Source organism: Tunturiibacter lichenicola (genome assembly GCF_051013355.1).
GTDB lineage: Bacteria > Acidobacteriota > Terriglobia > Terriglobales > Acidobacteriaceae > Edaphobacter > Edaphobacter lichenicola_F.
Map to the genome: position 1 here is coordinate 622,598 of NZ_CP132945.1, position 24,870 is coordinate 647,467.

Here is a 24,870-nt window from a genome sequence, read left to right on the forward strand (position 1 = left end):
GTTTCTGCGCAGCTGCAACCTTCGCTCTACCTTCTGCACTCATTCCACGCTTGGTTGGTTCGGCCGCAACCGTCTTGATAACAGACTGCGTCCGTTTAGGACGACCAGGAGATCTCTTAACTGCGGTTCCTGACAATATCGCCTTAACCTGCTCCAAACGTGGGTTGCCTGTAGCCATCTGGCATCAATGAATCGCGATAAGCAAACCGCCACTCACGCCGACGGATTGTTGATGGCCCCGTGCAAAGCTGTAGTCATAGGCGGGTTCGAGAAACCACCCAAAACGGTGCTTGTGCGCTGGCCAGAACATGAAGTCACCAGCCACCTCACCGGCGATTGAGTTAGTGGCCTTCCCGTTCTGCCTGAGATAGGCCCACTGCGGACCAATGCCCAGCATGAACTCTGCCTTGGGCGAGATGGTCCAGGGTTTCTTGAACAGCAGGTCCGTATCCCACTCCGTTGCATAGCGGGTATAAAAGGGCGACACGCCCGCTTCAATCTCCAGCCAGTTCTCGATCGGTGTGGTTTCGACTGCAAAGTTTGGCGCAAAGGTCGCTGCACCTCCGGTCACAGTCCAACTCGTCGACGCGCCAATCTCAAGAATGGCGGCGGGATCTTTCTCTTCAGAGACGTCCGGCGGATGACCGGGAGATCGATCTGATGAGGCTTGTCCATCAGCAGGTAAGGTCAAAGACAGAAAGACACACGCTACTGCGAGCGTGAAGACGCAAATATGCATTGAAGTCTCCAAGGTTAGCTGGATTAGTAGGCGCCGGGGCGCGGAGACGAAGAGCTATGAGGAAACAGCAACGTGGGGAGGTCTGAAGAGAGAGGGGTGAGGCATTCGACGAGGCGAGGACATTTCAACCAGATAAGCGGTGCTTACGGTATGAATGAAACTCAGAACTGGATCAGGATTCGGGAGCCAGTGAAATCCGCAGCACGAACAGACACCGTTACAGGCATCCGGCTCACTTGGTGCCGGATAATTGATGACCGGATGCACCGAAGAAAGAATCGTCGCATGCGGCCCATCACACAGATCGCAATGGGGAGAACTTACCGACAGCCACGCCATCACCATGCACAGCAGCCAGACAGCTATGCGGGTCGTCGCCTTGACGGTAGGGTTCATTCCAGAATCATACTTCCCCAGGGCATAGCGGAGGTGATCCGTGGGCGTTCAGAGATTCGTTTTGGATCGCCCCCGATGACGGGCTATCCGGAAATTACCCAACAGCGAGGGGTAATGTCCGAGTGGCCGACCAACCGTCCATAATCATCGATACGCTGACACCGATTCGGTGACAAACTCAGTTGGCACAGATAAGACTGGTCGGTGCCACGTCACCTAACCTTGAAACAGAGACGACGAGGCTGGTTTGAGGCCAGATTCGAAGCTCGCGAAATCGCCAACTGTGGCTGTTCAAGAGCGAATCGAAGGACGGGGATTCGAGCTCACTTCATGAGCACAGTCAGGGGAGCGGCTCCGGTGGACGGCGTCGAGTTGATCAGGAAGCGCTTGCCGTCGCGGGAGACGGCATATTGGAATACTACGGTACGTGCTGCGATAATTCGCGTCTGGAAAAGGACGTGGGGCACGCCCGCCACCGGCTCGCCATGCGACATGTCCATCGCTACTGCCATCAGCTTTTTGTCGTTGGTCATATAAAAAAGTTCTTTTCCATCCGCACTCCAGCGCGGTTGTGCGCCGCCATGATTGGATATTTGGATGCGCCTGCCTGGGCCAGGGAAACGGCCTACATACACTTCAGCATCCTCTCCCGAGATCGCCTTTTGTCCGGAGAAGGCGATCCATTTCCCATCGGGAGAAAACTGTGCTTCCGTACCCGTTGCGTAGGCTGTCTGCGAATGGTTACTGAGGTCAAGAATGTCCAGCTCCGACGCACCGTTCTGAATATTCATGAAGACGAGAAAACGCCCATCCGCCGACCAGTCGTTGGGAATCAGAAAATCGGACGCTGCGAGTCGCTCCAGTTTGCCCGAACCATCGGTAGCCGCAACATCGATGTACTGAGAAGTCCTTCCATCATTTCCTGCATATGCCACCCTTTTGCCGTCAGGCGAGAGAACCGGAAATACTTCTGTCCCTCCATCTGAGACGCGGGTGCTTGTACCCTGGCGATATCGTAAATATGGATGTAGTGCTTGCCATTGTGATCATCGTCAGAGGAGATTGCAAGCAGAGAATCATTGCGGGAGAGAGCAGGATCGCGATAGCCGGTTCTGGGTAGTTCTTCCAGTTCTTTTCCGGAACGGTCAAACCAGGAGAGCCTGGAAACGCTTTCGGTTGCCGACTGGAAGACCACCACACCGTCGTCCGAGATGGAGAATCCCGTGTGGGCAAAGGCCGGTGCAACTTCCAGTTCCTGTCGCGAAACAGCTTCCGGCAGACCCGTAGTCTGCAGCCGTTTGAGATCGAACTGCTGCGCCATGAGGCTGCGGTCACGGACGTAGTAGAGACGGGAGGACGCGAACTGAGTGTTACCGACGATCTCGGAAGAGATCAATTTGGGTTCCTGCGAACTTAGAGAACCGACATAGATTCCCTGCTTCCGTCGGGAGTTAGAGCTCCCGAGAATGAAATATAGAAAGTGGTCTCCATCAGGAAGAGCGGACGGCCAAAATATCGAGGCGTTCGACTCGTTACCCTTGATGACCAGCTGCGGTTCACCACCCGAGGCTGATACCTTCGAAATTCCGGAGATAGAGCCGCTGGACGTAGATGCAGCGAAGATAATCGTGCCCCGATTGTTCCATGCCCCGCCAGCCCCACCGGGTGCGTCGCATAGGATCTGGACGGCGCCGCTGCTCGGATCAACGCTCTTTAGTTTGGACGCCTGGAAGAAGCCGACCTGACGACTATCCGGTGACCAGAAGGGGTACAACGCACCTTCCGTTCCGGTCAATTGCTGCGCAGCCCCAGCAGCTAGGGAACGGATCCACAAAGCGGTTCCACCATCCTGTGCGGCAGCCACGAAGGCTAGTCGCCGGCCGTCAGGCGAGATAGCGAAATTGTAGGGAACGAACGAAGTAGAGAGCGGCGGTAGTAATGAAAGGTGAAGATGCCGAGTCTCCGCCGACTGTATGCTGCGCCAATAGGCGACTTCGAGCCAGGCCAACAGGGCGATACACAGAGCTGCCACTCCCCACGCAAGTCGTTCACGGCGACGCGGCGCGGGTTCAGACGCTTTGGTGAGGCCCACTCCTCCGGAGATCCACTTCAGCTCTCTCGACAAATCTCGCGAGCTCTGCCAGCGCTCCTCAGGGTCTTTCATTAGACAACGAAGCACCACATGTTCGAGCGCAACCGGGGTGAGAGGCTGCAAACTGGTTATGGGCTGCGGGTCTTTTTCCAGAATGGCAGCCACGATACTGAGTCTTGATTCGCCGGTAAAAGCTCGCCTGCCCGATATCATCTCGTACAGTACGCAGCCAAAGCTGAAGATGTCACTTCGGAAATCTGCTGGTCGGCCTTGAATCGACTCCGGAGCCATATAGAGGAGCGTTCCCACGATTGTGCCGTGCTCAGTGGAGGGGGCGTAGGGCAAGGTTAGAGTGGACGCGCTCATCGTCGGGGGACCCTGTGAGGGGATCGGGGCTGGAGTGACGCCACGTAACGTTGAGGTGAAAGTCTTGGCCAGACCGAAGTCCATCAGCTTTGCGCCAGATTTGGTGAGCATGATGTTGCCAGGCTTCAAATCACGATGGACGATGCCCTCGCGGTGAGCTTTGTCGAGAGCATCGACGATCTCCACACCTATCTTCAGGGACAGCGGCAAGGGGAGAGGGCCAGAACTCAATCGATCAGCGAGGGTTTCACCCTCCAAATATTCCATGACGATGAAATCGATCCCGTCCTGAGAGCCGATGTCGTACAGACAGCAAATATTGGGATGTGTGAGCAAAGAGACGGCTCGCGCTTCGCGCTCGAAGCGTAGTTTCAGATCAGGATCGGAAGAAAGGAGAGTTGAAAGAACTTTGACGGCGACGTCCCGTCCAAGGCGCGTGTCCCGTGCGCGATAGACCTCCCCCATTCCACCAGCACCGACCGGTGCGAGGATTTCATACGGACCGAGTCTGGTGCCGGAGGTCAAGGCCATAATCTGCGAATGTGGATTATATTCTCAGGTCCAGATGAGATGCGAAGGCCTTTTGGTGTTGCTGCGTGTCCCGGCGAAACGTATTCTTGGCTTTCTAGCTCATAACGAGCGGCCTCCAATGTGACGATGTCACTCGGTTGAGGCTGGACCATGTGGAGAGGGTGTCTTGCGCTCAGGTTGATCGCTCGTGGCCGACGACGACCAACTCACGAGAAAGACTAGCCGTCGACCAGTTTGCTTTCGCAACTCCCATCTGTGGCTTCCCGCAGCCTGACTGGGAGCGGGTCCCCCGCCAGGGAAAACGTGGTTCTATAGTTCGCAGTGAGAGACACCCTTTCGTTTGATCCGCAAACGTGGCGGTCGGACATCTCGATCGAGTGAATCTGAGCAGTTCCCTCTACTAAAGTGCGCGAGAACCGCCTCGCTGCCATACACCAACGGGCCGTCCGGAGGACGTAATTCGATATCCTCAGCGCAGCAAGCCAGCAAGCCTTGTGCTTTCCCAGCCACTTCAAGGTCGATCCAGGCTGAGTGGAGTCGCTCGATTGTTTGGACTGCGTCTTTCGTAAGTTGGTTCATAGGCTTTCACATGGATCATCGGCTGATCAATGGTTCCGTCCTATAGTTGGTCCACAGCTCCCGGATGACGGGCTATCCGCACCTTACCCGCCGTTGGTCGTTCGGGCGCGTAACGGAAGGGTTGCCGAAAAACCACTCGGATCGCAGCAAAGGTTTCATATTACGGCTCGATGAGCGCATTGTCTGAAGTCGCCATTTAAGAATGCACGCTCTGCTTACATCCCTTGACACTTGATAGTCGAGTGTCTACCATCCTTGCCATTGCGGGTAGGATGTCTTCTATGGCAAAACAGGCACAGCAGCGGGTCGGACTTCTCCAAGGAACCTTGGACATGCTCATCTTGCGGACGCTTCTTTATGGGCCTGCTCATGGTCACCAGATCGGCAAGCACATTCAGAGGACTACGAACGAATTTCTGCAGATGCAGCACGGTTCGCTCTATCCCGCATTGCATCGTCTGGAGAAGAGAGGATGGGTGAGCGCCAAATGGGAGGCAGCTCCGGACCGAAACCGGGAATTCAAATATTACCGGTTGACGGGTAAAGGCAGGAAGCAGCTCGTGGTCGAAGAATCCCAGTGGAAGCAGATGTCCGACGCCGTGGCGCGAGTGATGTGGCCCGCCGCCGAGGAGAGCTGAAATGAAATGGTCGCAGATAAAGAAAAGGGATGCGGACCTGGAACGAGAGCTGCGTTCTGATCTGGAATTGGAAGAAGAAGAGCAACGCGAAAGTGGTCTGGAACCAGAAGAAGCACGCTACGCAGCACGGCGCGCTTTCGGCAATCCGACTCTCATCCGCGAGCAGACTCGCGCCATCTGGAGTTGGAACGGGCTGGAGAATCTTCTTCAAGATCTAAGGATCAGCATCCGCACTCTATTCCGGTCGCCTGGCTTTTCATTGATTGCCGTCCTCGTGATGGCGTTGTGCATCGGCGCTGCGACATCGCTGTTCACGGTGGTGCGCTCGGTACTGCTGAAGCCTCTTCCCTTTCGCGATCCAGGTCGGCTGGTTATGCTCTGTGAACATTTCCGTGATGCCCGCAGCAACCGGGAAGGGTTCAACTACAACCCCGTAGCGCCGGCCGACTTCTTCGACTGGCGTACACAGACCCACGGCTTTGAAGACATGGCCGCGATGCGCTATTGGCAATTCAACCTGACCGGGGAGCGCGGAGAGTTGCCGGAAAATGTGAGCGCGCGCGGCGGGAGCTGGAACCTCTTTCCGCTGCTGGGGGTGCCCGCGGCCATCGGGCGTACGTTTACTGAGAGCGAAGATCGTTTGGACGGAACTGCCGTCATGCTCACGTGGAATCTCTTCGAGAGGCGGTTCGGGGGGGACGCTTCGATTGTCGGCAGCCAAATCCACCTCGACGGGAAGCCTTATACAGTGGTCGGCGTGCTTCCACAGTGGTTCACTTATCCCGATGCGAAGGTACAGGTTTGGGTCCCGTATTTGTCGGGGTTGCCGCCGGATATCGTGCCCCATCATGACTATCACTTCAGCACAGTGGTGGCCCGCTTGAGACCGGATGTGAGTTTGGCCAGCGCCCTGAGCCAGGTGGAGGCGGTGCAGTACCGGCTGCATTCGCAATACCTTAACGCGCCGGTGGCTGAAGATGTGGCGTCCCGTACCATCAACGACGACCTGGCACGGGATGTGAAGAAACCTCTGCTGATCTTGATGTGTGCTGTTGCATGCATGTTACTGATCGGCTGCTTGAATGTCGCCAACCTGCTGGTGGCCCGCGGAGCAGCACGGCAAAAGGAGATAGCGATCCGGGGCGCGCTGGGCGCACAGCGGTTGACGCTCATCCGCGCGCAGTTGACGGAGAGCTTGTTCATTTGTCTCGCCGGCGGCGCGGGCGGGGTGTTGTTGTCGCTGGGGGCCACTCGATGGTTATCCAGCGCGTGGAAGGATCTACCCAGCGCTGCGGGCGTCCACGTCGACGGCGTTGTGCTGGGATTCGCCTGCGCGGTGGCTTTTTCGGCGGCATTGCTCGCAGGTCTGCTGCCGGCCATTTCCTCCACCGGCAAAGCGGCCTTTGCGGCGCTTCAGGCTTCATCGCGCACCGCCAGCGGGAACCTCTCCCGCGCCACAATGCGCAAGACATTGCTGACTATAGAGATCGCGATCACTGTGGTGTTGTTGATCGGCGCGGGGTTATTGCTCAGGAGCTTTGTTCGCCTGCGTAGTTCCGACGTCGGATGCGTGACCGGTAATGTACTGACTCTGGACTACAGTCTTCCGGCGCAAAAATACGCCAGCCCGGATAAGGTGAACGCCTTTAACGAAGCCCTTCTTGAAAAGCTGCGCGCCCTGCCCGGCGTCCGTGCCGTTGCCCTCGGTTCATCTCTGCCTGGAGAAGGATATGGCGGCGATGATGTATTCACGATTAAGGAACATCCTCCGCTGAAACCCGGTGAAGTACTGCCCGACGCCCTCATTCGCGGGGCCGATCCTGGCTATTTCAGCGCGTTGCAGATTCCCTTGCTGAAGGGGCGTTTTTTCACGAGCGATGACCGGCTGGACCGCGCCAAAAAGGTTGTAATCAGCAACAGCCTTACCCGGCAATATTTCCCGGGCGAAGATCCGGTTGGCAGGTACATTCATGTACCCGCGCGCAAAGACGCAGACTACGAAATCGTCGGTGTCGTCGGCGACACGCTTTGGCAGGTCGGTAGGCCGGTCATGCCAACCATGTATTTTCCAATGCTCGAAGGAGGCCTTGACCACGGTGGATCGCTCGCCATTCGCACTGACTCCGATCCGCTGGCAATCTCCGTCCCGGTGCAAAAGCAGATTGCCAGCCTCGATCCCGAACTGCCCGTCTCCAACGTGCAGACGATGCAGCAGGCAATTGGCGATTCGCTGGGCAATGCCCGCTTCAGCGCCAGCCTGGTACTGACCTTCGCGGTGTTGTCGCTGCTTCTGGCCTCCGTAGGCTTGTATGGCGTCCTCTCCTACCTGATGACACAGCGCACCGTTGAGATCGGCGTTCGCATGGCGCTTGGAGCGCAACGCGAGCAGGTTGTGCGTCTGATGCTGGGCGATGGTCTGCGTCCAGCGCTCTATGGGCTGGTGCTTGGTCTTGCAGCCAGCACCGGAGCGGTACGCCTGATCCAGTCGATGCTCTATGGAACTCAGCCCCTCGATCCGGTGATCTTTGCGGCTGTGGCTGCGACGATGCTGGTAGTGGCGGCGCTGGCCTGCTTGGTTCCGGCGTGGAGGGCATCGCGGATCGATCCGATGCAGGCATTACGAGCTGAATAAGCTGATGTTCCGCCATACGTCGGAGGCAGTCTCGATGACGCATCATCGCCAACGCACTCAGGGGAACACTGCGGGCAAAGAGAATTCAGGATCTCGGAGTTCTGGGCGGATGACGGGCAAACCGGAAGTAATCCCGTAGCGCCTGCAAAGTCGGGTTTGCGGCAATCTCGTCTACCGCCCTCCAGTGGCAGGCTCAAGACCGATCTTATCGTTCACTGCGGCGACGATCCGCTGCCGAAGACCCAAGTAGTGTTCGGTGGTCTCGGCGGACCTGTGCCCGAGGAGAAATTGGATCTGTTCCAGCTCGCCTCCGGCTGCGTGACAGAGTCGAGCACACGTCCGGCGCAGGTCATGCGGGGCGAGCCGTTCGATCCCGGCGACCCTTGCCCTCTCCCTCACGATCCCCAGACTAGCTTCTCGCTAATCCTCGGACCCCACACCGTGCCTGCCCGACTGACGCGCCGAAAGATTGCTGATCCAGAGGCTCCGAGCGATGTGATAATGCCAAGGTTTAAGAGCGACTCCCGCTCTTCCTTTAGAGCGTTAGATCCCAGGTTTCGCTGATGACGTCGACACCGAAGCTGTGGCGGGGTTCCTCCTCAACGAGTTTGTAGCCCGCCTCGCTATAGATGTGTCTCGCAGCGGCGAGTACGTCATGTGTCCAAAGTGTAATTTTCTTATAGCCTGCCGCTCGCGCGAAGTACGTGCACTCGTCTACCAAGGCCTTGCCGAGGCCGAGACCTCTGGCGCTCGCCTCTACGAGCAGCAGGCGCAGCTTGGCTGTGTCCTTTTCTTCAGTATGCTGTACCAGGAAGACGCTGCCTGCGATCTCTCCGTCGCGCTCGGCTATCCAGCAGCGTTCGCGTTTGGGATCGAAGTTGTCAATGAAGTCTGCCACGATGCGTGCCACTACTGCCTCAAAGTCCGGGGTCCATCCCAACTCCTGGGTGTAGATGATGCCGTGGCGGTGCACCACCCAGCCCATGTCTCCGGGACGATGCTGGCGGAGGATGTATGGGGCGCGTGACGGCTTAGCCTCCAATGCATTCTCAATGGAGCGCATACCGTGGAGAAATTCAATACGTTGCTTAGCGGAGAGCCTCCCAAGAAGTTGTTCGGCTTCGTCATTCGATCGCCGGTCGAGTTCGGAGAAGACTGCCTTGCCTTGTCTTGTGAGCTTGAGAATGGACTGACGGCCATCTTCAACGGATGCTTTGCGACTTAGCAGCCCCCCACTCTCAAACTTGCGCAGGATGCGGCTTAGATACCCAGCATCGAGTTCCAGATCCCCAGCGATTTCCCTGGCTGTGCTCTCGGGACTGTTGGCGAGTTCATAGAGAACGCGGGCTTCGCTTAGCGAGTATTCGCTGTTGAGGAGTCCCTCGCGGAGCGTTCCAATGATGCGGGTGTAAAAGCGATTGAAGGCGCGAACGGCTGCGATCTGAGATTCGACGATTGTGTAAGGATCGGCGGTGTTGGGCGATTGGAGCATATTGTCTCCCTTAATATACATGTCAGTGTCAACTAAAACAATTGACATTGTCAACTAGTGTTGAGAGCCTCGGGAATTTAGTCTCTTGTCGCTTCCCAGATGGCTTGAGCGAGCCGAACTGGATTGGAAAAGATGGTCTCGTGACTTCCGGGGAGCTCCACAAGTCTGAATAGACCTAAACGCTCAGACAGTCGCGGATGCCACGGATAGCTGTGGGGCAACGAGATGTCCTGCTGGCAGTTGATGTAGGACCTGCCTATCGACATCTCTGAGAGGGGGCGTTGGAGTGAAATTTTGTCGGCCATGGTTCGGTATGGTTGCGGATTGAGGCGATCATAGGTAGATCGTGCGAGTTCGATATCGGCGTCGTTGATAAAGGTCTCCCGCCATATCTCGAATGGAAGCATCAATGCCTCATTGTTCGCCGCGGCGATCGCAGCGAAGGCCCTAGCATGGTGGGGCGGTAACATATCGGTCAGGCTCTCCCCGTTAAGCGGGACAAATGCGTTGAGGTATACGATGCGCCGCAGGCGTGTTTCGAGGCGATCCGCGACTCCGGATATCACCATGCCTGCATAACTATGACCAACGAGGCGTATGTCAGTCAGATCATTTTCTTCAAAGAACTCTACGACAGACGAGATAGCATCTTCCAAGCCTATCTTGCTTCTGTCGTCTTCGTTTCGGTTTCCTCGCAACGTTGGGCAGTAGACGGTATGCCCGGCCTCGCGAAAAATACTTGCTATCGTTTCGAAATCTTCTCCGGTGTGCCATGCGGCGTGGACTAGAACCAGGGTTACGGGCATCCTTTAATCTCCATCATTGTTAACTAAGCTGGTCAATGAATTTAGCCTAGGGTGGCGTCTCATCCAACAAAGTCAAACTTTTTACTCCGATTGGTGGCGATGGTTTCGTTTTGGAATGCATCTTCAATGCGGTCGGCGGCGACTTCCAATCCGCAGGTTCGTTTTATGACCTTTTGGAAGTAACGGGCCCTTGCGCGGTAACTCGGTTTCTCAAGCACTTCCCGGATCGCCTTTAGCGTCCGTTTTCCGGTGAGCGCCGCAACCTCCAGAGATTTCCCTACTCTGTGATATTCGATTCTGGCAGCCACGCCAGGCTGGTCATAACCGATTGGAAGAGCGACCATCGGCACTCCCTGGGCCAACGCTTCAAGGGTCGTATTCAGTCCTGCATGGGTTATGCAAAGTGCGGCACGCTTCAAGAGTTGGAGTTGGGGGGCTGTGCGAACGATGATTGCGTGCGGTGGAATTGGACGCAGATCATCGGGATTGATGGAATGTCCCACTGAAAGGACAAGCTGAACCTCCGGGAGTTCTTCCGTAGCCTCAAGTATTGCCTTGTAGGCGTGGTTCAAGCCGTTGACCAAGGTTCCCAATGAAGCGTAGATCAGAGGCTTGCCGTTCAACTCTTGCCACGGAAAAGCTACCGGCTCGCGACCTTCGCCATCGTGAAGCGGACCAGCATAGTGAAATTGGGCAGGCCACGGAATGCCGGGGAAATCGAATTCCTTTGGCGTCTGGGTAATGACAGCCAGCTTGGACAGAGTTGATCCGGGCTCCTGCCAATTGCTTCTGAGATCGGTGCTGTCGGCGTAGTGCGTCGCCTCGGCTAGTACCGGCAACAGTGTCTGTACGGCCTGGTGCACTCCCTCGATGTTCCTGGTCAACGCCTCCGAGGTTGTCTCATGTGGCCAGTTGAAGATAAATGGCGGCGTCGTTCCCGATAAGTCAAGGGGCAGAGCACAGCAAACCTGGGCGTAAGGAATGCCCATATTGATAGGAACTAATTCAAGGAAAAAGTGAATGGTATCGATCACCAGGGCCTCAACGCCTGTTTGTTCCAATGTTTGCGGAAGATGCTTCAAGGCTGCCCGAGTGAGAGGCGCGAATATTTTTTCGGATGTATAGGTCACTACCTCCATACCTTGCATCTTCGCCACAGGCGCATAGGCGTCGGTCAGCGATCCCGAAGGAAATTCTTCCTCGCAATACGGGACAAAGGTCAAACCTGCAGCCCGAACGATAGGTTCGGTATCCGGAACACCGATGCATATCACTTCGTGTCCACGCGATTGTAGTTTGCGGGCAAGGGCCGTCATCGGATAGAGATGGCCTGAGGCGGGATAAGCTATAAAACCAATTTTCATGAGTATCTTTCCTGGTTATGTGCCTGCTAATTATGAGCAGAGTGAATTTAGAAACCTGAGTGCTTGGGAGCTCAGAATGTTCTCGTGATGGCAGTCATGTTTTTTCTCTATTTGAAGGTAGCCAAGAATTTCGGAATAATATTTTGCAAAACTGCGATCTTTACAGAATCTCGGCACAGGATCTCGCCCTTGAGTCGAAGAACATGCGAACGCATCTAAGCTGTATGGACGTGGCAGAGCGTACTTCTTCGCAGCTTGACGGCCTGCTCCCATCCGGCGCACAGATGCTGGGGACCAGCGAATCACTGCCCTGGAAGGGCTTCTTCATCGAGAAGCATGCCATGACGCCGGGAGAACGAGTGCTCGGCATCAGCCGCTGGCATCTAATCTCCGCGTTAGGAAAGCGTCCTGCCTTCTTTGAAGGCAAGACCGCCCATGGCAGCGTGCTGTCGTTCATAAAGCCCCCCGGTGCGCTCACGCTAGTACCTATCGGTATGATTCCGGCAGTACGGTTATGCTCATCTTCCGAGCTCATCAGCTGCGCGGTCGAAGACGCCGTCGTACAGGCGATCGCGATGGAAGAGCGCGAGGGACAGCCGCTGGAGTTGCTCTTCAAAACCGGCATTCGTGACCGCGCTACCGGACACATCGTCAACCTGCTCTCGGAGGAAATGGAAGCTGGTGGCCCTGCGGGGCGGATGTATGCGGAATCCCTTGTACAAGCCCTTGTCAGCCGTTATCTCGCCCTTGCATCCAGCGACTTCTCCCCGCAGGCGCCCGCGCCTCGCGTGATGCATCCCCGGCTGCTGAGGCGACTTCGTGATTGGATGGAATCCAACTTGCATCGGGACATTTCGCTGACAGCCATGGCACGCGAAGCAAACTACAGCTCGACACATCTTTTGCGCTCCTTCCGTGCGTCCACTGGCATGACCCCGCATCAGTACCTGCTCGAACTGCGAGTGGCGAAGGCGGAAGGTCTGCTACGCGATAAGGCCCCCCGTCTGATCGATATCGCGAGCGAGTGTGGGTTTGCAAGCCAAGCTCACTTCACCCAAATCTTCAAAACTCGTCGAGGGCTTACACCTGGTCAGTATCGTCGCGAGTTTGCCTCATAGTCTTGCAGGAAGGCCGGACAACGGAATACGGCACAGCGCGAGTGGCTTTTAGGGTGCGAACCAGAACAATTGCTCGGTTACACTTTGCTTCCTGAAGGCCAATGCGTCCGAACCGATGGAGCGACCTTCCATCAACGTAGCTTCTAAAAGAGCAGAGTGAAAACAGTTCCTTCTAGGGCCATTTCTGCTCGCTTCAGCCGGTCGATTCAGTAGCAACTTCGCAATTAAAGTGGCGGTCTCAACCGGTCGATGCAACACCATCTGATATGAATTCAATTTCAAAAGGTGGTGGTTATGGCACAAGGAAAACGGAACAGGCTTTCCACTGGGCAGAGGATCGAGATGTGGCGGCGCTGGAAGGCGGGCGAGTCGTTGCATGACATTGGGCGTTCCTTCGGTAAGGGGCATGGTTCTATTCGGTTCCTGTTGACGCAGCGCGGCGGGATAGTTCCTCCCGCTCGTCGGCGCTCACCGCGAACGCTGACCTTGGCCGAGCGGGAAGACATCTCACGAGGAATTGCTTCCGGTTTGTCGATCCGTGAGATAGCCAGCGGGTTGCAACGGCCTGTGTCGACAGTGAGCCGGGAGGTGGCGCGTCACGGTGGCCGTCCACTCTATCGAGCCAGTGAAGCCGATCGTCAGGCCTGGGAGTCGGCTCTGCGACCCAAGGTGTGTCTTCTTGCGAACCACGAAGAACTGCGGACGATCGTGGCCAGTAAACTGATCCTGGACTGGTCGCCGGAACAGATTTCGAAATGGTTGAAGGTAAGCTATCCCAACAACGAGAGCATGCGCGTGTCCCACGAAACCATCTACCGCAGCTTATTCATCCAGGCCCGCGGAGTGCTGAAAAAAGAGCTGGTTCAGCATCTCAGGTCCAAGCGGCTGATCCGTCGTTCACGGCACGCGCGGGCAGCGGGACAGTCCCGCGGACAGATCGTTGATGCGATCTCTATCAGCGAGAGACCAGCGGAGGTTGAAGACCGCGCCGTTCCCGGTCATTGGGAGGGCGACCTACTTGCAGGCAGCAAGAATACTCATATCGCAACCCTGGTGGAACGGCACTCGCGTTTTGTCATGCTCATCAAGGTGCCCAGCAAAGACACAACGACGGTCGTCGCCGCGCTGAGCAAGCACGTGCTCAAACTCCCCGCGACCCTGCGGCGCTCGTTGACCTGGGACCGAGGGTTGGAGATGGCACAACACAAGAGCTTCACGGTGGACACGAACGTGAAAGTCTACTTCTGCGATCCACAGAGTCCGTGGCAGCGCGGCACCAATGAAAATACAAACGGCCTGCTAAGACAGTACTTCCCTAAGAAGACCGACTTGTCCGTCCACACTCAAGCCCATCTCAACAAGATCGCGCTGCGTCTCAACCAACGCCCGCGAGAGACCTTGGGCTTTCAAACGCCGGCGAGTAAACTGCAAGCCAGTGTTGCATCGACCGGTTGAGCTGGCACGACTTTACAGGCTAATTCTCGGCTCTCGTCTCAATCAGTAGACGATAGATAACCATGCCAGCGGCTCCTGAAACTGAGGCACGTGCGGGAAAACCAAACAAGTGCTTGGGGCGATAGAGGTGATCCTCACGGTCCAGCGCGAAGAGGATACCTACTAGAAGACCTGGAACATGATCGATGCGGTAGACTCCCCCCACGGCTGATCATGTTTCTCGGCGAGTGCAAAAATCGCGAATGCGTGATTCGAGGGCTCGGGATGTGGAAGTGCGCTTTGGACTGGAATCATCAGTTGAAATTACTTCCTCCTCCGATCCTCAAATCACGGTCAAAGCATGTGTCTGCAGCTCTGCTACTAGATAAGAAACCACTCAACCAGGTCTTCCAGAGCCGCTTTGCCCTTCGCAAGGCTCGCTTCTGATTCCTGACGATCTCGATTCCACGCGTTGTCAACAATCACGCTCCGAAGATCTCGAACACCTACAAGCTGTAACCAAAAGTCCAAATAGGTTGCTTGATGATCGAATCGCGAGGGCGGTATAGGAGTACCCTCCAGGAAACGTGAACCGCGTGTGTAGACGACGATTGCCTTCTCCACGTTCAACAGAGGGCCGTACTGTTTGCCGTCGTAGGTAAACAGATAGTTTCGCTGCGCTACGAGATCAATCAAGTGTTTGAGCTTATAAGGCAGGCCAAAGTTCCACATTGGAGTTCCTAAAACGATTCGATCGGCGTTCTGAAATCGTTGGATCAACAATTGAATACGCTCCCATACGTTGGACTCCGTCTGAGTCATCGTTTCGTGCTTCACTGCTTTGTACTTCGCTCCAATTGCCTCGTAGTCGAACTCCGGTAACCGTTCATGCCAGACGTTCAACGTATCCACAACTATTGAGGTATTTTCGGATTTGCACGCTTCAATGAATGATTTGGTGAGGGAGATCGAGTCGGAAGATTCGCCTCTTGGTGATGACTGAATTTCGAGAAGTTTCACTTCGTCCTCCGGGGGGTGGGGACTCCTTACGGAGCCCGAGCTACTTCGAGACCGCACGTGTTGCACTCTCAATTACATTCGCGGCTTCTTTGGTGTTCATTCGTCAGCCGAAGGCAACAGGCGGCGCGAAGTGGCCGCCACCGAATGATCCGCTCGCACGATCGGTCTCCAAAAAGAACACCATTATGTCGTTTGGGGCGATGCCTGCTTCACCAAGTTTTTCGACGAGAGCAGCAACAAGACCTCTTTTCCTATTGGAGTCAGTCCCTGAAGATACCAGCACTTCAATCATCAAAATCTGATCTGTGCGCGGCTTGGGCAGTGCGGGATAGTACAGATCGATCCTGAGGTCACTTGGTCCCAATGAGAAGAAACGTTGGAAAAGATCCTCCTCTGGATATCCTGCTTCAATGCTTGCAGCGTGGATGGCTCTGGAAAGGCGGTCCTTCTCGTTAGTTGATCCGTTGGACTTCATCGTTACAGTAAACAAAGGCATAGAACCTCCTGATTGGTGGGCATTTTTGCCTCGGACATTGACTTGATTCCTCCGAGGTGTGGGGACTCCTTACCGAGCCAAGCTACTTCGAGACTGCACGTGCTGCACTCTCAATTACATCTGCGACTTCCTTGGGATGCGAGACGTAGACTGAGTGGCTGGCGCCTGCGACCTCGACGGTGTGGCTATCAGCTCGCTTGGCATACCAGCGTTCCAAGTCCGGGCTGATCGTTCGATCACTTCCCGCTACCAGCATCCAACTCGGTTTGGTTCTCCAGGCAGCCGCGGTGATCGTCGCTGAGAAATTGTCCGCAAGGTTGAGCACCTGCGAATGCGCCATAAAAGCGGCTTTGTCGCCGGGAAGGTCAGCTGCGAACAATTCATGAAACTGTGCCGGGTCAATATATGTGAAACCGTCTGGTGTCTTTTTTATGGCGCCTGATTTGGCGAGGTCGCTCGGAAAGCGCTTCCCGTCGTCTGACTCTTTCTCGCCTGAATCCGGCATGTGGGCCGCGATATACACCAAGCCAACAACTGACGGATCGTTTCCCGCTTCCGTAATTACGGCGCCCCCATAGCTGTGCGCGACAAGGATGCTCGGTCCGTCTTGCAGTGCAAGAATACGCTTCACGGCGGTCACATCGTCGTGGAACGACGTCTCCGGCTCCTGGACGATGCTGACGTTGTACCCATCCTTGACAAGAATGTCGTAAACGCCTTTCCAGCCGGAACCATCTGCCCAGGCACCGTGAGCCAGAACGATATTCCGAACGCGACTCTCTTTGTTCTGCGCTGACAGCACGCCACACGTACACAGCAAGAAAACGATGCAGAGCGACTGAGAGATTCCTCGTACTGCTCGCATAGGCTTCATCGAATTACTCATTTGTTGCTCCTCTTGTTTTGTAACGCTCTGGTCTGGTTGTTCGGGATCGTTCACGGAGAGCTCAGAGCGTCAGATAGACGATTTGGACCCACTGCTCGCTGTTGATGATGCCATTGCCCCATCCGAGGTCGAGATCGGCGAACGGCTTTTCCGCGACGGCTTCCTGGGAAGATTTTCCCGCGGACTTCAATCTCTCAACTCGATCGCGCGAAGTAACCAGCATGTCCCGAAATTTCGTGAGGTCCGCTTTGTTACCGAGCGGACCGTGCCCCGCAACAATCTTGGTGTCGTTGTCCGCCAGCGATAGAATTTTGTCGCATGCGGCAATCGTGCCGATGATTTTGCCGCCCGTACCGGGGTCGATGTAGGGATACATTCCGTTGAAAAATAGGTCGGCCATCTGAATCACATTGGCCTTTTCAAAATGGACGTAGATGTCCGTGTCTGTATGCGCGGGAGGAACATGTTGGAGCGTGAGGCTTTCGCCATTGGCTTGCAATTTGTAAGTGGAGCGGAAGGTGTACTGCGGCAAGGCCTCCGCGGGTGAGGGGTCGAAATGCAAGCTGGCAAGCGCGCCGTCTGGTCCTTGATACAAGACCGGCAGATCGTGCGGCTCCGCCATGCGCTTTTTTGTGTTTTCGTGCGCAACGATCGTGGCGCCAGCGGCTCGAAAAGGCGCGTTGTTGTCGGTGTGGTCGAAGTGCCAGTGCGTGTCAATAACGTATTTTACTGGCGTGTTGCCCAGGTCATCGAGGGCCTTTTTGAGTCTGGGCCACGCAGGCGCAACGAAAGTGTCCACGACGAATTTGCCGTCGGGGCCGTTGAGGACTACCACGCTCCCGCCGGGGCCGGATAGCATAGTGACATTGTCAGCAAGCTTTTGCGTTTGAACGGGAGAGGCGTTGAACTTGGCGCGCATCCTCGCGAGCAGGTCGGCCGGCAAAGGCGCTTGTTGCGGGTAACCCGCAGCGGAAGCGTGGAGTGACGTCGCGGGGAAGAGGTGCGCCAGAAAGGCGCTGCCTGCCAGTGTGGCAGAACCTCGCAACATCTCACGGCGTGAGGTTTGCTTATGTAACAAATTAAATTTCACGTTCTTTAGTCCTTCCCTTTGTTTTGTGGCATCGGGCTATTGCAGGTTCTGCGGTCGTTTCAAACACCAAGAACCGCACCGCTCTGGTGAGAGCTGTCATCCAGAGGACGTATTTCTGTCCTCACGCAATGTTGGACTCTCGGGCGCGATTCGCGATGCTGATTTATTCTTATGACCGTGATATGTGCCGCTAATCAAGGTAGTGGCGGCCTGCGGACATCGAAGACAATGGGGTGCCTTGAGAAATGCGCAAGACACCCCGATCTTGAAGAGAACGGAATTACGTTCGAACTATGTCAATCGCGAGCATCTAACGGAAGAGTGAAACAGCGAAAACACTTGATTGCCGTCGCCACCCGTTGATCCAACACTAATGCTCCAGCGACGTCCGAGCGAATTCAAAAAATCGGCGTACAGCTGCTGCACTGTTATGACGTGCGATGGCCAAGCCAATCTCGGATTCCGGCAGTCGATCCGCAATCGAGCACACGACCACCTTGGAGACGACTCTTTTTGCAACAGATGCTGGGACGATTGAGACTCCCACGCCGGCATCGACGAGAGAGATGAGGGTAGGCATCTCACCTGCTGTTTGGACCACCTTAGGGACGACTCCAGCGTCGCTCAGAATTCCAGTCAAAAGATCATGGAAACCGGGAGCGTACTCTCGTGCGTACATGACAAATGGATTCCCTTTGAGTTCGCGCAGACGAATCTCTTTCTTTGCGGAAAGCGAATGCCATGAAGGCAAGATCGCGACGAATGGTTCCCGATGAATCGTTGTCACCTCGATCCCTTTGCGATTTTCAATGGGCAGGCGAAGAAAGCCTACGTCTAACAAACCATCGCCGATCATTTCCAGTTGGGTGCCTGTCAAAATGTTTCTTATCGAAAACTCGACATCTGGGTAGCTCTTCCGAAAGCGCCGCATCAAGTTCGGGACGATCTCAAAACCGGCAGTTGATATAAAGCCGATACGAATATGGCCAAGCTTGCCTGTAGACGCCCACTGAGCTTTCCGCTTTGCGAATTCGAGCTTTTCCAGTGCACCCGCCGCGTCTTCCCGAAACGCCTGCCCAGCCTCCGTAAGCACCGTGCCCTGTCGGTTTCGCCTTAGCAGTTGGACACCCAATTCGTCTTCAAGGGCTTTGACTTGAAGGCTAAGTGCCGGCTGGCTCAGGTTGAGGAGCCGAGCGCTCCGACCGAAATGAAGGGTTTCGGCGACGGACAAAAATGAACGGATCTGACGGAATTCCATGCGGCTTCCTCATTGGCTGAAGCTATCACGATTATAAAAAGACTTCATCGTTGCAAATGATGCGTCAGTATCAAATCATTCGCACCGTTTCGCAGGCTCCATAGCGCCTGATTTTGCTCGCTAAGCACGTGATAACAACATACAACGGATCCTTTCCAGCACACACATTCGTTTGAGTCTTGTTCTTGTGATTAGGTTCCGTCCCACCTGTCCCATCACACAAGTCTCTATTCGCTGGAATTGTGTTTCTCATTCGCTGTCTGAACTCGGGGACAAGTCCACGCAGCGGTGAAGGGATTGATTGTCGTATTTCTATAGCCTGCCTGATTGGTAATATTTATCACGCTGATACAAACGTACAACAATCATAATCACGAGTACAGGACTCCAATAGTTGCGTGCGGGAAGGAGAACTTGAATGAGTGACCGAACATTGACACAGCCGAGGACTTCATGGACGACCAGACGGGACGAAAAGCAACGTCGGCTAGAGAGCGTAAAGCCATGGATGAAAGGTCCGGTTTTGGCGCAAAACAGAATAATCGAAACTCTCGAAACCGTGATTCAGAGCGGCGACCGGATTGTCATGGAAGGCGACAATCAAAAACAGGCGGATTTTCTTTCGCGTTCTCTCGCTAAGATAGATCCGAAGAAGATTCACGATCTTCACCTCATCATCTCAAGTATCAGTCGCCCGGAACATTTAACGCTCTTTGAGTTGGGCATCGCGAAAAAGGTAGATTTCGCATTTGCCGGTCCCCAGAGCCTGCGGGTCGCGCAACTTCTCGAAGATGGTGTTCTTGAAATCGGCGCCATTCATACATACGTCGAACTGTATGCCCGTTTACTCGTAGACCTTACACCGAACGTGGTACTGGTTTGCGCAGAGCAAGCGGACCAGGAAGGCAATCTGTTTACAGGGCCCAACACTGAGGATACCCCGGTGATTGTTGAGGCCGCCGCTTTCCACGACGCGATTGTGATCGTGCAAGTCAACAAGATCGTCGACACATTGCCAAGGGTCGACATCCCCGGTTCCTGGATCGATATCATTGTCGAGGCCGACAAGCCATACGCGGTCGAACCTCTCTTTACCCGCGATCCCCGCCACATCGGCGATCTGCAGATTCTGACCGGGATGATGGTCATACGTGGCATCTATGAGAGACATCAGGTCCAATCACTCAATCACGGAATTGGTTTCGACACGGCTGCCATCGAACTTCTTCTCCCGACCTATGGAGAGTCTCTCGGGCTTCGCGGAAAAATCTGCAAACACTTTGCGCTGAATCCGCATCCCACACTGATTCCGGCTATCGAGAGCGGATGGGTTCAGAGCATTCACTCGTTCGGAAGCGAAGTCGGGATGGATGAATACATTCGTGCTCGCCCCGACATCTTCTTCACTGGCCGCGATGGCAGCCTGCGGTCTAATCGTGTTCTTTGTCAGCTTGCTGGTCAGTACGCCGTGGATGCCTTCGTTGGAGCAACGCTTCAGATGGACGGGGATGCCAATTCATCCACGGTAACGACCGGACGCCTTGCAGGCTTCGGAGGCGCGCCAAATATGGGACATGACCCGCATGGACGCCGCCATTCGTCACCAGCTTGGCTCGACCTTAAGACCAATGCTGACCCGACGTTCCCGGGCCGCAAGCTGGTGGTTCAGACGCTTGAAACCTTTGCCAAAGGTGGCGAGCCGGCCTTCGTCGAAACTCTGGATGCAGTTGAAGTTGGCAAGAAGGCCGGCATGCCGATCGCACCTATCATGATCTATGGTCAGGACGTTAGCCATGTTGTGACGGAAGAAGGGATTGCTTATCTGTACAAAGCCGAAGGTGTTGAAGAGCGCCGCCGGGCTTTAGCTGCAGTAGCAGGTATCAGTCCTGTCGGCCTTAAGGCAAAGGCCAATGAGACAGCCGATCTTCGTCATCGTGGCATCGTCGCCTTTCCCGAGGATATTGGAGTCCATCGCCTTCAGGCCAACAGGTCCTTACTCGCTGCCAGGAGCATGGAAGACCTGGTCGCATGGTCTGGTGGCCTCTATCAGCCGCCGGCCAAGTTCAGGAGTTGGTAATGGCAAAGCTAAGACCAATCACGAAATCGTCTCAGCAATTGAACGCTCTAGCCCGGTCTGAGTGGCTTGCAGACCTCGCCTGGCAATCGTTGGTTGTTGAAGCAGAGCTCACACCTAAACCGGGCCTTGTTGACGGTCGAGGGTCAGGATCTCATTCGGATCTGTCCCTTCACCTGATGAGGAGATCTGCGGATGCAATTGCACCATACTTTACCCGAATGGCTCTGGCATCCGCCGACGCTCAGATGGATACCAGCCTGCGCGCAATGGTTGCCAGCATTGGTAGAGAAGCCGAAGCGGCGATGCTTCGCGCGACTTCAGGCAGCAATGCGCACAAGGGTGCAATCTGGGTTTTGGGACTATTGGTTTGTGCTGCAAGTCTGAGCCAGGGTTCCCTTCCGGAATTTGTAGCCGAATCTGCAGGATATCTCGCTCGTTTGCCCGATCGTGCAAGACCGCAGGCGGTATCCCACGGCGATGTCGTCCTTGAACGATATGGGGCTACCGGCGCTCGCGGCGAAGCCTATGTGAATTTTCCGCACGTCGTCAAAATCGGGCTTCCGGCACTAGATGCAGCTCGCAAAAGCGGCCGAACAGAGCGGGACAGTCGGCTAGCCGCTCTGCTTGCGATCATGTCGCATCTCGATGACACCTGTGTTCTCTATCGAGGAGGGCGTGAGGCCCAAAGGATTGTGCATGAGGGTGCCACTCGTGTCATCAAGGTTGGCGGCCCGGGAAGCGCAAAAGGAAATGCAGCATTGATCGTACTCGGGCAAGAGCTTGTCAGTCTGCGCATCTCTCCCGGCGGCAGCGCGGATCTTCTCGCGGCCACACTCTTTCTGGACGCTCTCGAACGCGGCCTTGAACGAGTGGAAAAGGACAACAGTCTAGTGGAGGAAAACGATGGAGAAAATTGAGTTCAACTATCCGGAGGCGAAACGCCTCATTACCAAGAGAGCGCACGTCGGTGTAGTGGGCTCAGGCGACATGGAGGTCCTTCTCGAACCGAATAGTGAGGAGGGAGCCCGTGTCTTCATTACGACCAGCGTAAACGGCTTCGGCGATGCGTGGAAGGCGGTCTTCGATCGTTTCTTCTCGAAGTTCGATGGGGCGGTTCGTATCCACATTAACGATGCCGGCGCAACACCCGGCAGTGTGTTGCTTCGTCTCGAACAGGCAGTGGAGGTGATTAAGCAATGAACGCGCCAACTCTCATTCCCAATTTCGTCAACCGTAAGAGCTTTATCGAGCTGGACGCTCGTGCCCGTGCTCAGAGCCTCTTCGATGAAGGTACTTGGAAGGAGATCGTCGGTCCCTTCGATCGCATCGAGTCTCCATGGCTTGCTAAGCAAGGCATCGCTCCACAATCCGATGATGGCTGCATCGTGATCAAGGGGAAAATCGGCGGAGCTCCAGCAGTCGCCATTGCGTTTGAAGGAGCCTTCCAGGGTGGCAGCGTCGGCGAAGTATCCGGCGCCAAGATGACCGCCGCACTGGATCTCGCCACGCGGGATTCCGAGGCAGGAAAACCGACAGCCGCAGTTCTTTTGCTCGAAACAGGCGGCGTGCGCCTTCAGGAAGCGAACCTTGGTTTGGCAGCTGTTGCCGAGATCATTTCTTCGGCTCTGGCGCTTCGGCAGCATGCCCCGGTGATCACAATCGTCGCAGGCACTGTCGGCTGTTTTGGAGGCATGTCTCTTGTCGCTGGCTTGTCCAGCTACACAATCATGACCCGCGAAGCCCGGCTTGGATTGAACGGCCCTGAGGTGATTGAGCAGGAATCCGGCATCGATGAATTTGACGCCTCCGATCGAGCGCTCATCTGGGCAATTCATGGAGGAGAACAGCGCGTCGGCATGGGACTCGCTGATTTGCTCGTCAAAGATGATGCCGACAAGATAGCCGCGGCGGTGCGTGATTGTGTCCACAAAGGCATACCGGAAAAGCACCGGACCGAGCAGGTGGAACTCTATCGCGCTCGTATAGCGGAGCTTGATACGTCCAGCCAGATAGATCCGGCAACATTGCGGCAGCAGTGGGCTAGTCTCGAAGGAGGAGTGCGATGAATGAACAAGCTGGATTACGCGGTAAGGCATGGTTTAAATCCCTGACCGGAAGCGCCACTCCGAATAGTGGTGATCCAAACTCCGTGCTGGCCACAACTGCGGCCGTTGGAGATGAGTCAGCCCTGTTCCTCTGCGTTGTACCTGACAAGGACAGCCGTTTTCCTTGTGTCCGCGACGGACAGGTTGGACTCGAAGAAGCATTCGCTCTCGCAACACACGTTCGAGCAGTTATCGCCGAAGATCGCGATAAACCTCGTGAAGCGAAGCGTCCCATCATTGCAATCGTTGACGTCAAGAGCCAGGCTTACGGACGCCGTGAAGAGACAGCCGGGATCTTCTTCGCGGCGGCCACGTCCGCAGATGCATACGCATCGGCAAGGATGGCGGGACATCCCGTTATTTCGTTGATAGCCGGCCACGCATTTAGCGGCGGATTTCTCACTCACGGCTACCAGGCCAATCGTATTTTGGCATTTGACGATTCTGGGATTGTGATCCACGCAATGCATAAGGAGGCGGCAGCCAGAATTACGAGAAGGTCCGTTGCGGAACTCGAAAAACTGGGACACGAAATCGCTCCCATGTCGTATGACGTCCGGGACTATGCCAAACTCGGTCTCCTGTTCAAGCTGTTGCACGCCGACGACCCACAACACCCGACTTCGAATGAGGTTGCCGAAGTGAGGAAGGCAATCACAGAAGCGATTGCCGATGCACGTAGAGGCAAGCTCGATCTGAGTAACAGGTGGGAGTCAGACGCCGCAAAAACAATGCGGAAAGGCACCCTTGCGGTGCGAGCTGCTCTTGAAGCGCAGTGGTTCAACGAGTAAGAGGTCCGAAATGACTCTGATTCTTTTAGATGCGCTGCTTCCGATCTTCGTCGGCCTGCTTTTGGGATATATAGCAGGCCGGCGCGGAGTCATGGACAACCTGAATGTTCGAAATCTAATCGTGCTCGTGATGGACTTCGCCATCCCATGTGCGCTGTTTTCCACGATCAGCAGCACATCCTGGCCTGTACTCCGAGAACAATCGGAATCCGCAGTGATGATCGCTGTGGTATTTGTGGCTTTGTATGCTGCCAGCTACATCTGGGCAAGAAAAAGTCTCAAAATGTCCATCTCCGATGCTTCTGTACTTGCACTGACCGTGGGCTTTCCAAATGCTGCGGCCGTAGCTTTGCCGTTGCTGACAACTGCGTACGGTCCTGGTTCAAGGGTCACAGCGGCCCTCTCAATCGCCGTCGGAGCTATCACGATCTCCCCTTTAACCGTTGCGTTGCTTGAGTCCGACAAACTGTCCAATGGAAAGGGCGCCTCTATTCAAGCGGTTGTGCCCAAATTTCTTTGGGCATTCACTCGTCCTGTGGTGTGGGCCCCTACGTTGGCTTTGGTGAGTGTTTACTCCGGTTTACATTTACCATCCTATGTTGATAAGTCCTTAACGATTCTTGGGAGCGCAGCATCAGGATCGGCGTTGATTCTCACAGGGCTCGTGGTCTCGTCCCAGACGTTTCGCTTTGACAAGAAAGTCGCGTTGACAACCGCCGCGATCGTCCTGATTCAGCCCTTGTTTGCTCTTGGCATTACTGAGCTCTTTCATATGAGTCATGCTGAAATCCGTGACATAACGCTTATCAGCGCGATACCCGGCGGGTTCTTCGGTCTCGTCTTCGGAAAGAGCTTCAATGCAACTCCCGAAACCGCTAGCTCAGCGCTGATCGCTTCGTATTGCGTGGGAGCATTTTCTTTGGCTGGCTGGATGTTCGTACTAACGAAGTATCTATGAGG

The 24,870-nt window shown here is 55.4% G+C and carries 22 protein-coding genes; 10 read left to right on the plus strand and 12 right to left on the minus strand.

Annotated features, from left to right (window positions below; genetic code table 11):
- Positions 1 to 184: 184 nt before the first annotated feature.
- The 3 genes from RBB82_RS25340 to RBB82_RS25350 all read right to left on the minus strand — a co-directional run bounded on the left by RBB82_RS25340 (position 185) and on the right by RBB82_RS25350 (position 4,124).
- Positions 185 to 739: a hypothetical protein gene (locus RBB82_RS25340; RefSeq protein WP_433975908.1), complete on the minus strand. Its 555-nt coding sequence runs from the start codon at positions 737 to 739 to the stop codon at positions 185 to 187.
- A gap of 719 nt (positions 740 to 1,458) precedes the next feature.
- The gene (locus RBB82_RS25345; RefSeq protein WP_433976027.1) at positions 1,459 to 2,070 is read right to left on the minus strand and encodes a TolB family protein; all 612 of its coding nucleotides are present in this window, start codon (positions 2,068 to 2,070) and stop codon (positions 1,459 to 1,461) included.
- Positions 1,968 to 4,124, minus strand: coding sequence for a protein kinase domain-containing protein (locus RBB82_RS25350; RefSeq protein ID WP_433975909.1), 2,157 nt, complete (start codon positions 4,122 to 4,124; stop codon positions 1,968 to 1,970). Before RBB82_RS25350 ends, RBB82_RS25345 begins: the two co-directional genes overlap by 103 nt.
- A gap of 860 nt (positions 4,125 to 4,984) precedes the next feature.
- Here RBB82_RS25350 and RBB82_RS25355 point away from each other — a divergent pair.
- Together RBB82_RS25355 and RBB82_RS25360 are read left to right on the plus strand one after the other, a co-directional pair.
- Positions 4,985 to 5,341 (plus strand): PadR family transcriptional regulator, encoded by a 357-nt coding sequence (locus RBB82_RS25355; protein ID WP_433975910.1) that lies wholly within the window; start codon positions 4,985 to 4,987, stop codon positions 5,339 to 5,341.
- A gap of 1 nt (position 5,342) precedes the next feature.
- Entirely contained in the window at positions 5,343 to 7,973 is a 2,631-nt protein-coding gene (locus RBB82_RS25360) for an ADOP family duplicated permease (RefSeq protein ID WP_433975911.1), read from the plus strand.
- A gap of 171 nt (positions 7,974 to 8,144) precedes the next feature.
- Here RBB82_RS25360 and RBB82_RS25365 read toward each other — a convergent pair whose 3' ends face one another.
- From RBB82_RS25365 to RBB82_RS25380, 4 genes are all read right to left on the minus strand, one after another.
- Positions 8,145 to 8,372, minus strand: coding sequence for a tyrosine-type recombinase/integrase (locus RBB82_RS25365; RefSeq protein ID WP_433975912.1), 228 nt, complete (start codon positions 8,370 to 8,372; stop codon positions 8,145 to 8,147).
- A gap of 136 nt (positions 8,373 to 8,508) precedes the next feature.
- Positions 8,509 to 9,465 (minus strand): bifunctional helix-turn-helix transcriptional regulator/GNAT family N-acetyltransferase, encoded by a 957-nt coding sequence (locus RBB82_RS25370; protein ID WP_433975913.1) that lies wholly within the window; start codon positions 9,463 to 9,465, stop codon positions 8,509 to 8,511.
- Between the two features lie 77 nt (positions 9,466 to 9,542).
- Complete coding sequence (locus tag RBB82_RS25375; RefSeq protein ID WP_433975914.1) at positions 9,543 to 10,271, minus strand: alpha/beta fold hydrolase; 729 nt, start codon at positions 10,269 to 10,271, stop codon at positions 9,543 to 9,545.
- Between the two features lie 59 nt (positions 10,272 to 10,330).
- Positions 10,331 to 11,635 carry a glycosyltransferase gene (locus tag RBB82_RS25380; protein WP_433975915.1) on the minus strand — a complete coding sequence of 435 codons (1,305 nt, stop codon included), beginning with the start codon at positions 11,633 to 11,635 and terminating at the stop codon, positions 10,331 to 10,333.
- A 203-nt stretch (positions 11,636 to 11,838) separates the two neighbouring features.
- On the opposite strand from RBB82_RS25380, the gene RBB82_RS25385 reads away from it, so the two are divergent.
- Entirely contained in the window at positions 11,839 to 12,753 is a 915-nt protein-coding gene (locus RBB82_RS25385) for a helix-turn-helix domain-containing protein (RefSeq protein ID WP_433975916.1), read from the plus strand.
- Positions 12,754 to 13,047: 294 nt separating this feature from the next.
- Positions 13,048 to 14,208 (plus strand): IS30 family transposase, encoded by a 1,161-nt coding sequence (locus tag RBB82_RS25390; RefSeq protein ID WP_433975917.1) that lies wholly within the window; start codon positions 13,048 to 13,050, stop codon positions 14,206 to 14,208.
- 360 nt (positions 14,209 to 14,568) lie between these two features.
- On the opposite strand, the gene RBB82_RS25395 is transcribed toward RBB82_RS25390, so the two are convergent.
- The 5 genes from RBB82_RS25395 to RBB82_RS25415 all read right to left on the minus strand — a co-directional run bounded on the left by RBB82_RS25395 (position 14,569) and on the right by RBB82_RS25415 (position 18,937).
- Entirely contained in the window at positions 14,569 to 15,207 is a 639-nt protein-coding gene (locus RBB82_RS25395) for an FMN-dependent NADH-azoreductase (RefSeq protein ID WP_433975918.1), read from the minus strand.
- Between the two features lie 103 nt (positions 15,208 to 15,310).
- Positions 15,311 to 15,703 (minus strand): tautomerase family protein, encoded by a 393-nt coding sequence (locus RBB82_RS25400; RefSeq protein WP_433975919.1) that lies wholly within the window; start codon positions 15,701 to 15,703, stop codon positions 15,311 to 15,313.
- 82 nt (positions 15,704 to 15,785) lie between these two features.
- Positions 15,786 to 16,577 carry an alpha/beta hydrolase gene (locus RBB82_RS25405; protein WP_433976017.1) on the minus strand — a complete coding sequence of 264 codons (792 nt, stop codon included), beginning with the start codon at positions 16,575 to 16,577 and terminating at the stop codon, positions 15,786 to 15,788.
- A 73-nt stretch (positions 16,578 to 16,650) separates the two neighbouring features.
- Entirely contained in the window at positions 16,651 to 17,637 is a 987-nt protein-coding gene (locus RBB82_RS25410) for an MBL fold metallo-hydrolase (RefSeq protein ID WP_433975920.1), read from the minus strand.
- Between the two features lie 412 nt (positions 17,638 to 18,049).
- The gene (locus tag RBB82_RS25415; RefSeq protein WP_433975921.1) at positions 18,050 to 18,937 is read right to left on the minus strand and encodes a LysR family transcriptional regulator; all 888 of its coding nucleotides are present in this window, start codon (positions 18,935 to 18,937) and stop codon (positions 18,050 to 18,052) included.
- A 418-nt stretch (positions 18,938 to 19,355) separates the two neighbouring features.
- On the opposite strand from RBB82_RS25415, the gene mdcA reads away from it, so the two are divergent.
- The 6 genes from mdcA to RBB82_RS25445 are packed head-to-tail and all read left to right on the plus strand — an operon-like array spanning position 19,356 to position 24,868.
- Positions 19,356 to 21,014: a malonate decarboxylase subunit alpha gene (gene mdcA, locus RBB82_RS25420; protein ID WP_433975922.1), complete on the plus strand. Its 1,659-nt coding sequence runs from the start codon at positions 19,356 to 19,358 to the stop codon at positions 21,012 to 21,014.
- Positions 21,014 to 21,931, plus strand: coding sequence for a triphosphoribosyl-dephospho-CoA synthase (locus RBB82_RS25425; RefSeq protein ID WP_433975923.1), 918 nt, complete (start codon positions 21,014 to 21,016; stop codon positions 21,929 to 21,931). Before mdcA ends, RBB82_RS25425 begins: the two co-directional genes overlap by 1 nt.
- Entirely contained in the window at positions 21,918 to 22,214 is a 297-nt protein-coding gene (locus tag RBB82_RS25430; protein ID WP_433975924.1) for a malonate decarboxylase subunit delta, read from the plus strand. Before RBB82_RS25425 ends, RBB82_RS25430 begins: the two co-directional genes overlap by 14 nt.
- The gene (locus tag RBB82_RS25435) at positions 22,211 to 23,080 is read left to right on the plus strand and encodes a biotin-independent malonate decarboxylase subunit beta (RefSeq protein WP_433975925.1); all 870 of its coding nucleotides are present in this window, start codon (positions 22,211 to 22,213) and stop codon (positions 23,078 to 23,080) included. Before RBB82_RS25430 ends, RBB82_RS25435 begins: the two co-directional genes overlap by 4 nt.
- Complete coding sequence (gene mdcE / locus RBB82_RS25440) at positions 23,077 to 23,910, plus strand: biotin-independent malonate decarboxylase subunit gamma (RefSeq protein WP_433975926.1); 834 nt, start codon at positions 23,077 to 23,079, stop codon at positions 23,908 to 23,910. Before RBB82_RS25435 ends, mdcE begins: the two co-directional genes overlap by 4 nt.
- A 10-nt stretch (positions 23,911 to 23,920) precedes the next feature.
- Entirely contained in the window at positions 23,921 to 24,868 is a 948-nt protein-coding gene (locus tag RBB82_RS25445; protein ID WP_433975927.1) for an AEC family transporter, read from the plus strand.
- Positions 24,869 to 24,870 lie beyond the last annotated feature (2 nt).

Excerpts from the sequence above, each read along its gene's own strand:
- RBB82_RS25340 (WP_433975908.1), bottom strand. The coding sequence starts at position 739 with ATGCATATTTGCGTCTTCACGCTCGCAGTAGCGTGTGTCTTTCTGTCT.
- RBB82_RS25350 (WP_433975909.1), bottom strand. The coding sequence starts at position 4,124 with ATGGCCTTGACCTCCGGCACCAGACTCGGTCCGTATGAAATCCTCGCA.
- RBB82_RS25355 (WP_433975910.1), top strand. The coding sequence starts at position 4,985 with ATGGCAAAACAGGCACAGCAGCGGGTCGGACTTCTCCAAGGAACCTTG.
- RBB82_RS25360 (WP_433975911.1), top strand. The coding sequence starts at position 5,343 with ATGAAATGGTCGCAGATAAAGAAAAGGGATGCGGACCTGGAACGAGAG.
- RBB82_RS25370 (WP_433975913.1), bottom strand. The coding sequence starts at position 9,465 with ATGCTCCAATCGCCCAACACCGCCGATCCTTACACAATCGTCGAATCT.
- RBB82_RS25375 (WP_433975914.1), bottom strand. The coding sequence starts at position 10,271 with ATGCCCGTAACCCTGGTTCTAGTCCACGCCGCATGGCACACCGGAGAA.
- RBB82_RS25380 (WP_433975915.1), bottom strand. The coding sequence starts at position 11,635 with ATGAAAATTGGTTTTATAGCTTATCCCGCCTCAGGCCATCTCTATCCG.
- RBB82_RS25385 (WP_433975916.1), top strand. The coding sequence starts at position 11,839 with ATGCGAACGCATCTAAGCTGTATGGACGTGGCAGAGCGTACTTCTTCG.
- RBB82_RS25390 (WP_433975917.1), top strand. The coding sequence starts at position 13,048 with ATGGCACAAGGAAAACGGAACAGGCTTTCCACTGGGCAGAGGATCGAG.
- RBB82_RS25400 (WP_433975919.1), bottom strand. The coding sequence starts at position 15,703 with ATGCCTTTGTTTACTGTAACGATGAAGTCCAACGGATCAACTAACGAG.
- RBB82_RS25405 (WP_433976017.1), bottom strand. The coding sequence starts at position 16,577 with ATGAAGCCTATGCGAGCAGTACGAGGAATCTCTCAGTCGCTCTGCATC.
- RBB82_RS25410 (WP_433975920.1), bottom strand. The coding sequence starts at position 17,637 with ATGTTGCGAGGTTCTGCCACACTGGCAGGCAGCGCCTTTCTGGCGCAC.
- RBB82_RS25415 (WP_433975921.1), bottom strand. The coding sequence starts at position 18,937 with ATGGAATTCCGTCAGATCCGTTCATTTTTGTCCGTCGCCGAAACCCTT.
- mdcA (WP_433975922.1), top strand. The coding sequence starts at position 19,356 with ATGAGTGACCGAACATTGACACAGCCGAGGACTTCATGGACGACCAGA.
- RBB82_RS25425 (WP_433975923.1), top strand. The coding sequence starts at position 21,014 with ATGGCAAAGCTAAGACCAATCACGAAATCGTCTCAGCAATTGAACGCT.
- RBB82_RS25430 (WP_433975924.1), top strand. The coding sequence starts at position 21,918 with ATGGAGAAAATTGAGTTCAACTATCCGGAGGCGAAACGCCTCATTACC.
- RBB82_RS25435 (WP_433975925.1), top strand. The coding sequence starts at position 22,211 with ATGAACGCGCCAACTCTCATTCCCAATTTCGTCAACCGTAAGAGCTTT.
- mdcE (WP_433975926.1), top strand. The coding sequence starts at position 23,077 with ATGAATGAACAAGCTGGATTACGCGGTAAGGCATGGTTTAAATCCCTG.
- RBB82_RS25445 (WP_433975927.1), top strand. The coding sequence starts at position 23,921 with ATGACTCTGATTCTTTTAGATGCGCTGCTTCCGATCTTCGTCGGCCTG.